This window comes from Blautia luti (assembly GCF_033096465.1).
Classification (GTDB): Bacteria; Bacillota; Clostridia; order Lachnospirales; family Lachnospiraceae; genus Blautia_A; species Blautia_A luti.
Map to the genome: position 1 here is coordinate 3,315,977 of NZ_AP028156.1, position 13,749 is coordinate 3,329,725.

The following is a 13,749-nucleotide window of genomic DNA, read 5'->3' on the forward strand; positions in this document are numbered from 1 at the left end:
TTTTTTAATTCAAATAAAAAATCGCAGAACAATATTTTCAAGTCCTGCGATTTTTTATATATTTGAATTTTGGGATTCAAGGGTGGAAAGTATCAGATTGTATCCGTCATCTGTAAGATAATAAGAGGTTCTGCGAACCTCCTGATCCAGATACACGATCCGGTTCGCCACATAGCTGATATGCATAATATGATAATCGTTCTCTTCAAAATCATAGCCGTCAAAATACATAGCGCGGCCTTCATTTGATAAGATCACATTGACAACAAAATCTCCTAATTTTCTGCAGTCATCATAGGAAATTTCTTTACCCAGATACCTGGTATTGACAGTATCAATATAGGCGCCTATATCATCCATAGTACAGTTCTCTTCCCGGAGAGACTGCTCCATAATATAAAGCATTACTGCAAAAATAAGATTCATCTGTTCATCAAATTTCAGAAAGCCAAACTGTTTCCAAGATGTCTTCTGAATACTGTTTTGGATAAGGACACCGTACAAACCTACATTTTTCATTCGTTTTGGAAAGTTTTTCAGAAATTCGTATTGCAAAGCTGCCTCCTTATTACACTGCTTCTTATAATTTTACATCTCAGAAATCCGTAGTATTTAAAATGTCCTGAGGGACATATTTATCCGATTCCATATATCCCCTCCGAGGGATCGGCTGCAGTGTATTCAGCCGATTGTCTGCAGTATAGCCTTCAGAAGATCCCCCTGAAGATAATAGGTCGTCTCAAAATGAAGGTATGATAACGATACTTTATCCCACAACAATAAGATCTTTGGCGGGAATTCTTCATCCCCATCCCAGAACTGAAGCAACACAGAGAAATCCGGAAGAACAGGCATTTCAAATGTCAGATCTGCCCCTGCCAGACGCTCCCTCTGCTTTCCGCACAGACAGATACAGGCCTGCTTTACCTCTTCCACTTTGCCGGAAAATGCTCTTACATACTTTTCCACAAAGGGATCTGTTGACGGACTGCTCCCGGCAGTTACAAACCTGCCCACAGGCTGCCACTGCCCGGTAAGAGGAGGCAGTATCTCCTGCCCGGAACAGCAGAGAAAATCATAGATTGTCATAACAACTGTATATTCTCTGCAGTCCGTCCATTCTTCGCCTGTGGCATATTCAATAGCACCGTTTCTGCGATTGATCCGATATTCTGTTCCAATATATTTCAAATACAGATATTCTTCATCGTGTTTCAAACCATATTTCTTTATCAGCTTATCCTGATCATATTTTAAAAACAACTCTCTTCCTATATATACCTGTTTTTCATAATTATCCATAATATACTTTATTCCATTTCTTATTTTAATCGAATCAAGTAAGTCCCCTGCGGAGGTTGCGAAAAGCAATTATTCGTTATACCAGACATAAATACAGGAAATATGCGGCATAACACAACAGCATAACCACACCACAGGGTTTTCTTAATTCTTTATGTCTGAATGTACCAATCCAGAGTATTGCTCCACACAGAACTGCAATTACAGTATCAATAATAAATTTGCTCTCAAACGGCACAGTACAGATGAGTGCTGTTGTACCAATAACAAACAAAATATTAAAAATATTGCTTCCGACTATATTTCCAATGGCGATTCCTGCATTTCCTCTTCTGGCTGCTGTTACTGATGTGACAAGTTCCGGAAGAGATGTTCCCAGTGCAACAATTGTCAGCCCGATAAATCTCTCACTCATGCCAAAATAACGGGCAATTTCCGTTGCTCCGCTGACTGCAAAATCACTGCCCTTTACAACCAGAATTCCACCGATCACCATCAGGAGCATACATTTCCATACCGGATTGTCCTTTGCTTCTGCTTCTTCCTGATCGTTCCCTTTCTTTGCCATCACAAACAGATATCCCAAATATATCAGAAACAGTATCCAGAAAATCACACCTTCAATAAAAGTCACCTCTGAACCTGTGATACCAAAGATCAGCAAAACAATTGTTATCACTATCATGAACGGAATTTCGTAAAGAAGCGTGGATCTTTGAATCACTACATTCGTAATTACTGCTGTGATTCCCAGGATGATCAGAATATTCAGGATATTACTTCCGACTACATTTCCAATGGTAATACCTGCATTCTTATTTATTGCAGCAGTAATACTGACTGCTGCCTCCGGCATGCTGGTTCCCATTGCTACGATAGTTAATCCAATGATCAACTGTGGAATTCCCAGCTTTTTCGCAATACTGGCTGCACCCTCCACAAACCAGTCTGCACCTTTCACCAGAAACAAAAAACCTGCCAGCAAAATAATAACCTGTAAAAACATCATCTCTACCTCTCTTTCTTTTATTACGTACTCACAAAATCCAATATAAAAAGATTCCGGGAATACATTTATTTTGCAGTAGGTATAAAAAAAGAGACTCCTACTGCATTCACAGTAAAAGTCTCGCAATTTCATCACTTTCCGAGTTATATGTTTCAATAACTGTCCTGACGAAGAAGTGAACCGAATCCACTCGGTAAGCTACTCCCTTTTCACAGGTATATTCTAACAGACTGGCTCTTAAAAATCAATTATTTTTTATCATAAGATTCTCCATAATATAAAGAAGCCAGTTACTGTTCACTCCGTTCTCAGCAACAAAGAAGCCACCTCCCTGTGTCAGAATCTGCATCAGAAATCTGCAGTATTTAAAATTTCCTGAGGGATATATCTGTCCTTATCCAGAACAGCTTCCATTTTTTTGACCATTATTTCATCAAAACAGGAGAAAAATTGTGTACTGATATTTCTGTTCTGATGCTCCTTTGTCTCCGGAAGTTCAGTTATCTGTTCTGCTTTTCCAAGCATAGCCTGATATGCCGGCACAAAAGGAAGGATTTTCCATCTGCTGCGAAATTTTTCTGCCAGATTTTCGTATATACCGATACCCTCATAATCCAAATCCCCGAAATAATAAATTGTATTCTTCGGATGTTTCATATAGGGTTCCGCACACAGATCAAAATCCTGAAAAGAACGGATAATGCCCTTTCCTGCACCATAAATCAGAGTTCCGATTTCTGCACCAAAAATTTCCGTATATCCATTCAGCAGGTAATTGCGCATACTGAAAAAAGGGTCTTTATTTTCCAGAATCAGGAAGCAGCTTATCTTACAGTAAGATATTCCACTGCAAAAATCGCCAGCACGCCTACCAACACGCTAAGTAATACATAACACAGAGCTATTCCCATATGTCCATCCCGGATCAGCTCCGACGATTCCAGTGCAAAGGTTGAGAATGTGGTAAATCCACCGCAGACTCCCACCTTCAGAAACAAAATCATCCTTGGCGGAACAGACAATTTCGCCGCCAGTACTGTGATTGCTCCGATCACAATACATCCAATCACATTGATACAAAAGGTTTTTACCGGAAAAATCATGGTTTCTCCTGTGGGAATCAGCCCGATCAGATACCGCAATACTGCTCCTGCAAAACCACCCAGCCCTACTGCCAAACAATTCATCATTTTATCTCTCCAAAATCATCCGCTTCGCTACGCGGCTCTATACCAAATAACTGCTTCGCAGTTTATTCGGTTAATATAAATTTACTTGCTTATCTACGAGTTTTTCCCCTTCATACTGCAATTTTAAAGAAAAAAATCGCTCATCTCCTGAAAGAAGCAAATCCAGAAAAACTCTGTCACCTTCCCATGTGGGAAGTGTCGGCACAACAGCTTTATCTATCCAGTAAAGTTCTCCTTCATTGCATTCTGTTAATTCACCGATATATTCGTTGGCCGTAAACACACACATAAGCTCCGGTTCACATTTATCACTTATAAATGTAACCAGACCTCGAAGTTTATATGATGTCAGTGTTAATCCTGTTTCTTCTTTCACTTCACGCAAAAGACATTCCTCCGGGGATTCCTGGCCCTCTGCATGTCCGCCAACTCCAATCCACTTTCCCTCATTTATATCATTATGCTTTTTTACCCTGTGAAGCATCAGATATTTGCCATTATTTTCTATATAGCATAAAGTCGTTATTGTCATTCTTACACTTCCCTAAACAAAATTACCATACCAAATGTTCTGAGTACCGGGCAACGACACATCCCTGTTGCCAGACAAAACAAACTACTGCAGTGCGGCACGCTTTACCTGGGTCAGTGCCTTCGACACCGCAGGTACTGAAATGATGATTACCGTGATAATGCCCTCTGCCAGCAGATAGCTGTAATTGTATAAGATCGGATATACGGCTGTCAGAGATTTCGGGAAATTGTCCGGCATATAGCTCATCCAATAAAGATAACCGCCCAGAGAATGAAAAGCTCCTCTGGCAATTACAGCTATTATGTATCCTTTCAGAAGTCCATGACTCTGTTTTGCAAATAATCCTGCCAGGCCAAGTGCAGCAAATGCAAGTATGTAATCACAGCATACCTGAAAAAATGAAAGTATATAAGGCTCCTGGATAAACTGCAGGATTCCGTAAGCAAACCCAGCCATAATACCTGTTCCAACTCCATACCAGTTTGCGATCAGAACAATAAAAAGCATACTGCAAAGAGTGACGCTTCCTCCCCACGGCAGTTTAAAGATTTTCAGATAAGACGTAATAAAAGCAAGTGCAATAGCTACGGCACAGAATACCAGTTGTCTTGTGGTAAGCTTTTTCTTGTCTGAATTCTTCCCTGCAAAATAAATCGCCAGGAAAAACAAAATGATTCCGGCAATAACTGTAATCACATATCCGGCAGTTGTAAGTCCGCCATCAGTAGTTACCATAAAACCAAACATAAAATGACCTCCCTCTTGTTATTGATTTTTGTGTAATTGATTTTATCTGTTGTTCAGATACTAATTTATTATAAGGATTTTATCATTCTTCGTCAATTGTTCCTGCTTTCTTATTGAAAATCCACAAATAATTACTCTCTCAGCTCAACAGAAAAACCCCGGAAACCTTACGGTTCCGGGGTATCTTACGTTTGGACACATGTACCTTGCGGTACTCAATATATTTTATATAGACCACAGTGTATCCTCGATTTCGCTTCGCTCCATCTCGGTCGGGCATTCGCCCTATAAATTCTCCGACTAATGTCTTTGTGTGAGCAAGCTTCCACCGGACATTACTCTACGAATTTGCACAGCTCATTACTTGTCGGACATTATTCGATAACTGTAGCAACACGTCCTGATCCTACAGTACGTCCACCTTCACGATACTTTAATCCCGTTTTACCTCATATTTTTTATGGTTTTCTCTCCAAAATACAGTGAAAAACGGCTGAATTGCACCATTTATTTTTATTCGCCTGATTTCTTGGCACCGTTTTGGCACCAGAAGCCCTGGTCAAAAAGATTCTCTTCCACGGCTAACAGATGCTACTCTACCAACTTTATATTGCACCGGTAATTTTTAACTGTTATAATCGAAAAATGGGTGCTACCATAACGGTAGGCGGTTAGTCCTTCAACAGAGGGTTGCAGAGTGCCAGTGGCACTCGTTTTGCAACGACCGAAGTGAAACGGAGACCTGTGACCCTCTGATTACATAGAAACCTGTAAAGGAATCCAGTGGAAAGGAGGGCTAAGCCAATGAGTATTATTGACTTCATAGCAGTAGTGAGCTTCGACTTAACCTGCTTTAGTATCGGATATACATTAGGCAAAGATAATCATAAACCACAAAAATAACCGCCCTGGTCTGGTAAACTAAGCGGTTATCTTTGATAGATATTCTAAATAGTAAAACGGACTAACCGTCTATCGGTAGCACTCTTTTTCTATAATCATATTAGCACGCATCTGTGGAAATGTCAAAAAGTTCTTTTTCCATAGTATGTAATACGAATTTGAAAATACTTATAAGCCGAAAAAATACACCAGTACCAGCTTGATCACAGCAGCTCCACCAAAAGCAACAACTGCAGTTACAACTAATTGCATAGGTTTTGGGAAATTTTCGAACACAAAAACTTTCCTACTCTTGCTCCGCACCTTGCTTAAAGATCCTGTCGTAAATGCTGCCATCATTATGACTGACACAGATACCAAGGTCTCACAATAGCCGGCAAGCTTTCCTAACACATCATTATACATATATGCACCTGTTTCATGCAGAATCCAGTATAGAACCAATGCACAAACTCCCATGACACTTTGGAGCTTCATTTCCTTAAAAATCTTCTCTTTCTCTGTAGTTGCATAATCTGACATTGTTTTAGCAATTTTTCTTTCTTCTTCATTCATCATCTCGCTTTTCCTTTCTCCACTGATAATCTCAGGAATGCTGATATCATAATAATCTGCAATATCCACAAGAATACTGATATCCGGCATATTGTTTCCGGTTTCCCATCTGGATACGGTCCTTCCAGAGACATTTAATATTTCTGCCAACTGCTCCTGTGTAATGCCTTTTTCTTTGCGAAGTTTTTTTTAAAAATTCCCGATTTTTACTTGGTCCACCTCAACTCCTCCTTTCATCATCAAATATAGAATCTGTTATCTGCAAATAACACGACACAAAGCGAGAAATGTCGTATTTTCACTAATAGACACAGTTGTCTATGCGTTTTTCATTTTTTCAATTATACAAACTGAAAGTTGTTGGGTTCTTTACATAGATTAAATATCAATTTATAAATCAAACTCGTCTTCTATCTTTTCCTGTTCGTCTATAATATTCATCCTTATCTGCATACATCAACTTATCAGCCATTGCCTTAATTTCTTCAAAATTAAGTTCTATATGTTCTGAACAAACAACTACTCCCTTAGACACACTAAGTTCAGAAATAAGATTTCCCTGGAAGTTTTCAGTTAAATAATCAAATGTCTTAACTGCATCCTGTGCTTCTTCTCTCGTTCCTCTCAGTAATGCAGCAAACTCATCGCCACCTACACGATACGTCCTTCCAAGACCTGAGAATGCATTATCCATACACTTCGAAGCGCCAATAATTAACTCATCCCCTGCTTCATGACCAATATTATCATTAGCTGCTTTTAAACCGTTCAAATCCATCATAATAAGAACGTATTCTATTAAGTTATTATTTTTCTTGATTATTTCACAGTCAACTTCAAACCCTCGTCTATTATATAAGCCTGTAAGCTCGTCCTTTATAGATGCTTCATATCTTCTGTTGTATGCATCCTTTGCCTTCTTCTCTCTCATACTAATAATAACAAATGAAGTTGCCATTATTAATACGCCTGCAATAAAGATTAAAACAATTGGAAGTATAATTTTATTTTCATCCAATTTAACAGGATTATTATCTCTTATTACTATATACCAATCAAATCCTTCGAAATACTTGGTCATATAACAGCCATTCTCCGATAACTGATAATAAAAATCATCATCTGATATATTGCCAAAATATGAATTATCCAAGTAGCCTGTTTCTATAGAACTTACATCCGTATCAACCTGTATAAGTCCATCATGATTAACTAAATATACTTTGATATTGTATTCTTCCTCGAACCTGGCAAGTATGTCTACAAGGTCATTCATATCAACTCCGACACCACATGCTCCCAAAATGTCTCCATTCGTGTCAATAATACCGTAATTAATAAACACCGAAAGACTCCCGTTATTATCTTCATCAGTATCAACATTAACTGTATATCTTTTCCCTGAATCCAAGTAATCCTTATACCATATATCATGGCTGTCATTTTCAACATCAAGATACCTACTTATTCCATTATATGTATAATATGCTCTTGTTTTATCCGAAACAACAAATACCATTTTATAATCAAATTCATTACCAATGGATACCAGACGATTAGTTATATCGTCTTTGACACTCTCCGCCTCTTCTCTGGTTTTCCCCTCTATGTAGGTTCTTATATCAATATCACTGCTAATCGTCTGAGAAACAGTAATTGGATTAATAAGTTCATTCTCAATCTTTGCTGAAACCATCTGCGCAATTGTTCTGCTCTGTATTTCAGAGTTTTCCTTAGTTACCTGCTGAATCACATTCACACATGCTATGATGGAAACACTCATGCTAAGTAGCATTATGATAAACATAATAACAGCATCAAATCTGCTGTCATTAATCATATTCGTATGTTCATCCCCATTATGAGACCAATCATACATATATGCAGCAAACATTACGACTGAACCTATTCCCAGTCCTAAATTGGTTATAGCAAATCCATAAATAAAGGACTGTACAACTGTTGCAATTATTGGAATAAACTTGTTCAGGATATTTTTATTTTGATAAATACTTTCTGTTTTTGGCCGTAAAAAATCCTTGTTTGGATTTTTTCAGCCGCATTTTTTCTAGGCAGTTTTTCCTTCAAATTTTCTCAGTTTTTCGTATAAAAAACGATGATATTTATTTATATTTCTTCCAATAGCATACAGCATGAATTCTTTATATACCTTATCTGCTGAACGGTAATTAAAACGCCGGAAGTTCTCATTTTCCTTGATATCTCCAAAATGTCCTTCCGTCTGAATGGAACGTGTCTGGCGTTTCAGGATCCCGCGTTCACTCTGGATATTGGCATGCGATCTTTCTTTCAGTTCCTCCCATTGTTCATTGATCTTCATGACTTTGTTCTTTTCGGCATCTTTTTCCGCATCATACTTATACAAACAGTGCGCTTTATGTTCACATCCACTGCAGTCTGCACAACCATATACCTCAAAGGTCTGTGTATATCCATCCTGCTCTTTGCTCTCTGTCCTGAGATGCCACAGTTCACGTCCGTCATGGCAGATATAGAACTGTTCATCTTCAAAGATCCCTGTCCTCATGTTGTAATATTTACTGATATCTTCTGAATAAGCGCGTGTTTTTCGCTTTTCATGATCCTGCAGTTTTATATAACTGGATATTTCATTCCGTTTTAAATAAAGCAGATTTTTTTCACTACAGTACCCGCTGTCCGCAGTTACTTCTTCCAGAATACTCCCGAAAGCATTCTTATGTTTTTCAAGGACCGGGATCAGGGTATTATAATCGGTGCGGTCGCTGCTTACATATCCATGTACGATAAAATAATTCTCTACCGCAATCTGAACATTATATGCTGGCTTTAACTGTCCGTTCAGCATGTGATCTTCTTTCATACGCATAAAAGTCGCTTCCAGATCTGTTTTGGAATAACTGTTTCTGTCTTTTCCCATGATCTCAAAGCATTCTTTATATTCCATCAGTCGTTTTCCGCATTGTTCCAGTTCCTCATGCAGCTGTTGAAGTGCAGGTTTTCTTTTTCCTTTTCCGTAAACGAATTCGATTCCCTCGTTGTCTGCGATCATCGTGAGATTGTTCTGGAGTTTCCGTATTTCAAGCGGTGAACAGTTATCGATCTCTATAATACGGTTATTTGAAAGCTTTTTATGTTTTACAAGCTTTCGTTTTCTGTTCTTTTCGATCACTTCCCGGACTTTATCCATCCCTTCGATCACAAACATCTGTGCATTTCCCAGCCCGTACTTTGTTCCATAATCATTCTCCTGCAAAAAAGAATTATATTTTTCAAAAAGCTGATCGATAGAGTCCAGAAGTCCTGCCAGATGGTAATTGATGCTTCCGCGCCATACAAAAGTATAACGGTTTGCATTTGCCTCTATCTTTATACCGTCAATAAAAAGTTCTTTTAATGTGACCAGCCCTTCTTTCTGCAGCCGCCGCATAAACTGGTAATTCAGGTCATCCAGGACATCAGATGTCAGCTTCCTGTTTTTAAAGTCATAAAAAGCATCACGTTTCGGTTTTTGTCCGCGCGTCAGCCAGATAAAAGCAAGGTCTCTTTCACACAGATCAACAATACGGTCAACAGAACGTATTCCACGCATATTTGCATAGATAACTACAGCATACATCATAATTGGGTTGTACCCGGTTCTTCCCTTATCTGAACAATTGGCTAACAAGCCAGAAAAATCTAATTCCTCCATCACTTTTTTCAGGGTATAGACTGGATCGTCGTCAGGTAAACTCAATTCGAAGAAACTAAAGTTAATTTTCTGTTGCCCAAACTCAAAAAAATCGTTATAATAATTAGTTGTTAGCATAGTTATATTATAACATGTAACGGAGAGAAAGATGGTTGTCGTTAGCCATCTTTTTTTCGCACTTTACACTTCATTTATATTTGTATCATATCATTATTTTTCATTCGGCACAATAAAGGATGACGCAATTTCCTCCTCCGCATACTCTTCCACATCCGTTCTCGTTACTCGTTTTATATGTTGTTTTTTTAGGCGCAGATATACGAACTCCCTGAATATAGTATAAAATACCGATACAAGTGGAATGAAAATCAGCATACCTATAATTCCCATAAGATTTCCGCCGATTGTAACTGCCGCCAGCACCCAAATTGATGGAAGTCCTACTGATCCGCCAACCACATGAGGATAGATCAGATTACCTTCTATCTGCTGCAAAAGCAGAAAAACTATAATAAATAAAACTGCCTGTTTTGGATTTACCATAAAGATCAGAAAACTTCCCACGGCACAGCCAATAAAGGCTCCAAAGATAGGAACCAATGCGGTAAACGCAATCAAAATTCCAATCAAAAGTGCATATGGCATTTTTAAAATACTTAGCGTGATAACAAACATCATTCCGAGAATTACTGCTTCCAGACACTGTCCTGCAAGAAAATTTGCAAATGTCCGATATGTCAGCGAACATATGTTAAGAATTGCATCTGCTTTTTGTTTTGGAATAAAAGCGAAAATCACTTTTCTTACCTGTAAATGTAATTTTTCCTTCTGAAAAAGAATATAGCATGCAAAGGAAAACGAAATAAAAAAGGTCGCTAATCCACTGGCAATGGAACCTACTGCTGACATCGTCGTATTCATCATATTTCCGGCTCCGTTTCCAAGAAGACTTATTCCCCATTTAATTGCCTGATCAGGCTGAAACTGCAGCTGATCTACCAATTTCATAATATCCTGATTATCATGTGAAAATTCTCGAATCCAGTTTTGCATCTGTGGAATAAAATCTGAAATACTCGTCATCAGATTTCCCATAGTCTGCGTAAGCTGTGGAATCACACCAAACATTACCAATACCATTACACCTACTGCCAATATAATTGTAAGAAGCAGGCTTATCGGTCTCGCAGCTTTTTTTCCTATTTTATTGTTTTCTTTTATCTTTCCGAGCATTTTCTTTTCCAGGAAACTCATTGGTACATTAATCACAAAGGCAATTGCACCACCAAGCGCAAAAGGAAACACAATTTTCCATATTGACTTCAGCACTTCAATCACCACATCGAATTTCCACAAAGCAACTACAAGAAATGCCGTAAACACAATCAGTTCTCGAATTTTTTTCATAGAACATCTACTTAAATCCACTATCTTTCCCCTCTTTTTCTTAGTTTCATACGTATACACTTAAGTAATTGAATAATCAGAAGGCTTGCAAAAGCATATAAATATACACATCCAAGCTGCATCAGATTCAAAGTTTCCACTTTAAATAAGTTATGGAAACCATATAGTAGCACTTTTTGGCAAACATTTATCCCATATTCCATTGTACACCATAATAGAGGCGTACAGGATTCCTCCTACCAAAGCAGTTGCTGTCTCTCCTAAAACCAAGCGAATATCCACAGTTAATAACATCTGAATAATAATCGCTAACACGCTAATCACAAACATTGATGCAAATGCAAGATTTCCAGCCTTTAATGCTTTTTGTTTCACCCATCCTTCATACACCACAACTTTGTCCAGTGTTTCTTTCATCTCTTTATTCATAGTCTGGCTCCTTTCTCCATCCAGGAGCTCTCTCATCTCAACATCGTAATATTCAGCAAGTTGAACAAGTATACTGAGATCTGGCATATTTATTCCTGTTTCCCATCTGGAAACTGTTCTTGCAGATACCTCAAACTTCTCGGCAAGCTGCTCTTGCGTAAGATTCTTTTCTTTACGACATTGCTTTAAAAAAGCTCCAATCTTTTTTGTGTCCATGTCTCTACCTCTCTTCCACTTACAGCTTACCAATATGTATCAAAATTACCACGACATAAAACGAGAATCCGCTAATTTTCAACCGGACATCGTATGTCTAAAACAAATAAACGGTATTTTCACCCCAAAAGCATTCTATTCCTCTATAAATTAACCTTCTCTTTTATGTCTATCCATAAGTAGCAGAATAAACATAACAAACCATATCACCCATGCAATTAAACAACCGATTCCTATATGCCAAATATCTATAATCATTCCAGCAATAAAAGGAATTGACATAAACATCATTCTCTTCCCATATGCCTTACACATAGCATTTTCATCATATTTTTTTCGTTCTTCTGCTGATTTCATATTATAACCAGACAAGAATTTGGATGCTTGTCCTTTTGACCTATAAAACCATATTCCAAATAAAAGCATAATCACTGCCATTGCAAAGTCAAAAATAATATAAATATAGAACATATAATGCCTTCCTTTCAGTCAATTCCTCAAACCAGAAGTTATTACTTTTTGCATAGTGTGTTTTCTAAAATGATAATAACCACGACATCAACTACAATGATTCCCAATGCAATATATACAAAAAATGCAGGCAAAATATTTTCAAGCAAGCCCATAATTAATGCAAGAATTGCTATAATAGACATTCCAACTCCCATTGTCCTGCATAACTTCTTTTCATCATATTTTTTCTTTTCTTCTTTTGAAGCTGTATTATATCCAGAAATAAACCAGCTTCCGTGTCCAGAAAGTAAAACTATAGAAAGTACAGCAAATATTACAAAGACAATCCACACTATCCAATCAGAACCTGTTGCTAAATCTGCTAATTTCAATTATAGACCCCTCCCTAAATTCCGTTTTTCTTAATTCTAAAAATTTGAAAGTTGTCTTTTAAGATTTCAATTTCGTTAAATCCTCTAAATACATTTCTGTATAACCACATTCTGGGCAGACTGCAACTCTAACATCATCTATAGTTGTCGCCTTTTGTTTTTCATCTACACGAACAACCATCCCATAGCCACCGCCATTAACTTTAAGTCTTAAATCTAATTTCATACTTGCTCCACACTTTTCACATTTCCTCATTGTTTATACCTCCAAATCCCGAATTTGAGAAAAAGCTCAAAGGACTTTTAATGTCCCTTATGCTTTTCTCTTTTCTTTCGCTGTTTTAGTTCAAACATTCGCTGTTCTTCCGCCTCTTTTTTCTTTCGTTTTTTTTCTTTACGCTCCTGTTTGTTCTGTTCCTGTTGTAATTTCAACGCCTGTTGCGATTTTGTGCCAATGCCAGTTTCCAGCATCTGCTTTTTTGCTGAACGCTGCATCCGTTTCGGATTTCTTTTTATATCCTTTACAATAGCTTCAACAGCCGGACTGAATTTCAAACCGAAATAGTATTTTTGAATATATTCCTGCACTTCATAATCTTTTGGTTCTACGCCAAATGTTACCTTTGCCACAGATAATTTACCATCTTCAATATGCTCAAATATGCCTACCCAAAATGGTTCTTCAAAATATACCGTCAATCTTCCATTTACTTTGTCCATAAAAATCCCTCCTAAAATTTATTGAACAAAGAATGGACAACCCGGAGGGGCAGGTTACTTACCCTATTTATATAGGACGGCCGGGCTACCTACCGGCTCTGGCACATCAAAGATGCACGTTGCGTTTTTATCTTTGTTTTGATAACTTTCAATTTACCTTCACTTTATTTTACCATAGTGCTTTCTAAAGTTCTATT

The 13,749-nt window shown here is 37.7% G+C and carries 14 protein-coding genes and 3 pseudogenes; all 17 read right to left on the reverse strand.

Annotated elements, in window-relative coordinates:
* Positions 1 to 63: 63 nt before the first annotated feature.
* Positions 64 to 555 (reverse strand): annotated as a pseudogene (locus R8695_RS15350) (hypothetical protein); the annotation flags it as partial.
* A 126-nt stretch (positions 556 to 681) separates the two neighbouring features.
* Entirely contained in the window at positions 682 to 1,302 is a 621-nt protein-coding gene (locus R8695_RS15355; RefSeq protein WP_154779512.1) for a DUF3786 domain-containing protein, read from the reverse strand.
* Positions 1,303 to 1,378: 76 nt separating this feature from the next.
* On the reverse strand, positions 1,379 to 2,311 hold the full coding sequence (locus tag R8695_RS15360) for a calcium/sodium antiporter (RefSeq protein WP_154779511.1): 933 nt from the start codon (positions 2,309 to 2,311) through the stop codon (positions 1,379 to 1,381).
* 348 nt (positions 2,312 to 2,659) lie between these two features.
* On the reverse strand, positions 2,660 to 3,094 hold the full coding sequence (locus tag R8695_RS15365) for a hypothetical protein (RefSeq protein ID WP_205730789.1): 435 nt from the start codon (positions 3,092 to 3,094) through the stop codon (positions 2,660 to 2,662).
* 41 nt (positions 3,095 to 3,135) lie between these two features.
* On the reverse strand, positions 3,136 to 3,501 hold the full coding sequence (gene crcB, locus R8695_RS15370) for a fluoride efflux transporter CrcB (protein ID WP_154779510.1): 366 nt from the start codon (positions 3,499 to 3,501) through the stop codon (positions 3,136 to 3,138).
* A gap of 70 nt (positions 3,502 to 3,571) precedes the next feature.
* A complete protein-coding gene (locus R8695_RS15375) occupies positions 3,572 to 4,033 on the reverse strand; it encodes an NUDIX hydrolase (RefSeq protein ID WP_025580147.1) in 462 nt (153 codons plus the stop codon).
* Between the two features lie 84 nt (positions 4,034 to 4,117).
* Positions 4,118 to 4,783 (reverse strand): energy-coupled thiamine transporter ThiT, encoded by a 666-nt coding sequence (locus tag R8695_RS15380; RefSeq protein ID WP_118509161.1) that lies wholly within the window; start codon positions 4,781 to 4,783, stop codon positions 4,118 to 4,120.
* 1,071 nt (positions 4,784 to 5,854) lie between these two features.
* Entirely contained in the window at positions 5,855 to 6,310 is a 456-nt protein-coding gene (locus R8695_RS15385) for an XRE family transcriptional regulator (RefSeq protein ID WP_187002652.1), read from the reverse strand.
* A 6-nt stretch (positions 6,311 to 6,316) separates the two neighbouring features.
* Positions 6,317 to 6,391, reverse strand: a pseudogene (locus R8695_RS17910) (helix-turn-helix domain-containing protein); the annotation flags it as partial.
* Between the two features lie 247 nt (positions 6,392 to 6,638).
* The gene (locus R8695_RS15390) at positions 6,639 to 8,081 is read right to left on the reverse strand and encodes a sensor domain-containing diguanylate cyclase (protein ID WP_167515433.1); all 1,443 of its coding nucleotides are present in this window, start codon (positions 8,079 to 8,081) and stop codon (positions 6,639 to 6,641) included.
* A 228-nt stretch (positions 8,082 to 8,309) separates the two neighbouring features.
* On the reverse strand, positions 8,310 to 10,052 hold the full coding sequence (locus R8695_RS15395) for an IS1182 family transposase (RefSeq protein WP_154779508.1): 1,743 nt from the start codon (positions 10,050 to 10,052) through the stop codon (positions 8,310 to 8,312).
* A 93-nt stretch (positions 10,053 to 10,145) separates the two neighbouring features.
* The gene (locus tag R8695_RS15400; protein WP_308418792.1) at positions 10,146 to 11,363 is read right to left on the reverse strand and encodes an AI-2E family transporter; all 1,218 of its coding nucleotides are present in this window, start codon (positions 11,361 to 11,363) and stop codon (positions 10,146 to 10,148) included.
* A 138-nt stretch (positions 11,364 to 11,501) separates the two neighbouring features.
* Positions 11,502 to 11,987: pseudogene (locus R8695_RS15405) on the reverse strand (helix-turn-helix domain-containing protein); the annotation flags it as partial.
* 150 nt (positions 11,988 to 12,137) lie between these two features.
* Positions 12,138 to 12,458, reverse strand: coding sequence for a DUF3784 domain-containing protein (locus R8695_RS15410; RefSeq protein WP_008373564.1), 321 nt, complete (start codon positions 12,456 to 12,458; stop codon positions 12,138 to 12,140).
* A gap of 41 nt (positions 12,459 to 12,499) precedes the next feature.
* Positions 12,500 to 12,832 carry a DUF3784 domain-containing protein gene (locus R8695_RS15415; protein WP_008373562.1) on the reverse strand — a complete coding sequence of 111 codons (333 nt, stop codon included), beginning with the start codon at positions 12,830 to 12,832 and terminating at the stop codon, positions 12,500 to 12,502.
* Between the two features lie 58 nt (positions 12,833 to 12,890).
* Complete coding sequence (locus tag R8695_RS15420; RefSeq protein WP_008373560.1) at positions 12,891 to 13,088, reverse strand: zinc ribbon domain-containing protein; 198 nt, start codon at positions 13,086 to 13,088, stop codon at positions 12,891 to 12,893.
* A gap of 47 nt (positions 13,089 to 13,135) precedes the next feature.
* Positions 13,136 to 13,552, reverse strand: a complete 417-nt coding sequence (locus tag R8695_RS15425; protein WP_117674939.1) for a YjdF family protein — start codon at positions 13,550 to 13,552, stop codon at positions 13,136 to 13,138.
* Positions 13,553 to 13,749: the final 197 nt, after the last annotated feature.

Excerpts from the sequence above, each read along its gene's own strand:
- R8695_RS15355 (WP_154779512.1), bottom strand. The coding sequence starts at position 1,302 with ATGGATAATTATGAAAAACAGGTATATATAGGAAGAGAGTTGTTTTTA.
- R8695_RS15360 (WP_154779511.1), bottom strand. The coding sequence starts at position 2,311 with ATGATGTTTTTACAGGTTATTATTTTGCTGGCAGGTTTTTTGTTTCTG.
- R8695_RS15365 (WP_205730789.1), bottom strand. The coding sequence starts at position 3,094 with ATGCGCAATTACCTGCTGAATGGATATACGGAAATTTTTGGTGCAGAA.
- crcB (WP_154779510.1), bottom strand. The coding sequence starts at position 3,501 with ATGATGAATTGTTTGGCAGTAGGGCTGGGTGGTTTTGCAGGAGCAGTA.
- R8695_RS15375 (WP_025580147.1), bottom strand. The coding sequence starts at position 4,033 with ATGACAATAACGACTTTATGCTATATAGAAAATAATGGCAAATATCTG.
- R8695_RS15380 (WP_118509161.1), bottom strand. The coding sequence starts at position 4,783 with ATGTTTGGTTTTATGGTAACTACTGATGGCGGACTTACAACTGCCGGA.
- R8695_RS15390 (WP_167515433.1), bottom strand. The coding sequence starts at position 8,081 with ATGATTAATGACAGCAGATTTGATGCTGTTATTATGTTTATCATAATG.
- R8695_RS15395 (WP_154779508.1), bottom strand. The coding sequence starts at position 10,052 with ATGCTAACAACTAATTATTATAACGATTTTTTTGAGTTTGGGCAACAG.
- R8695_RS15410 (WP_008373564.1), bottom strand. The coding sequence starts at position 12,458 with ATGTTCTATATTTATATTATTTTTGACTTTGCAATGGCAGTGATTATG.
- R8695_RS15420 (WP_008373560.1), bottom strand. The coding sequence starts at position 13,088 with ATGAGGAAATGTGAAAAGTGTGGAGCAAGTATGAAATTAGATTTAAGA.
- R8695_RS15425 (WP_117674939.1), bottom strand. The coding sequence starts at position 13,552 with ATGGACAAAGTAAATGGAAGATTGACGGTATATTTTGAAGAACCATTT.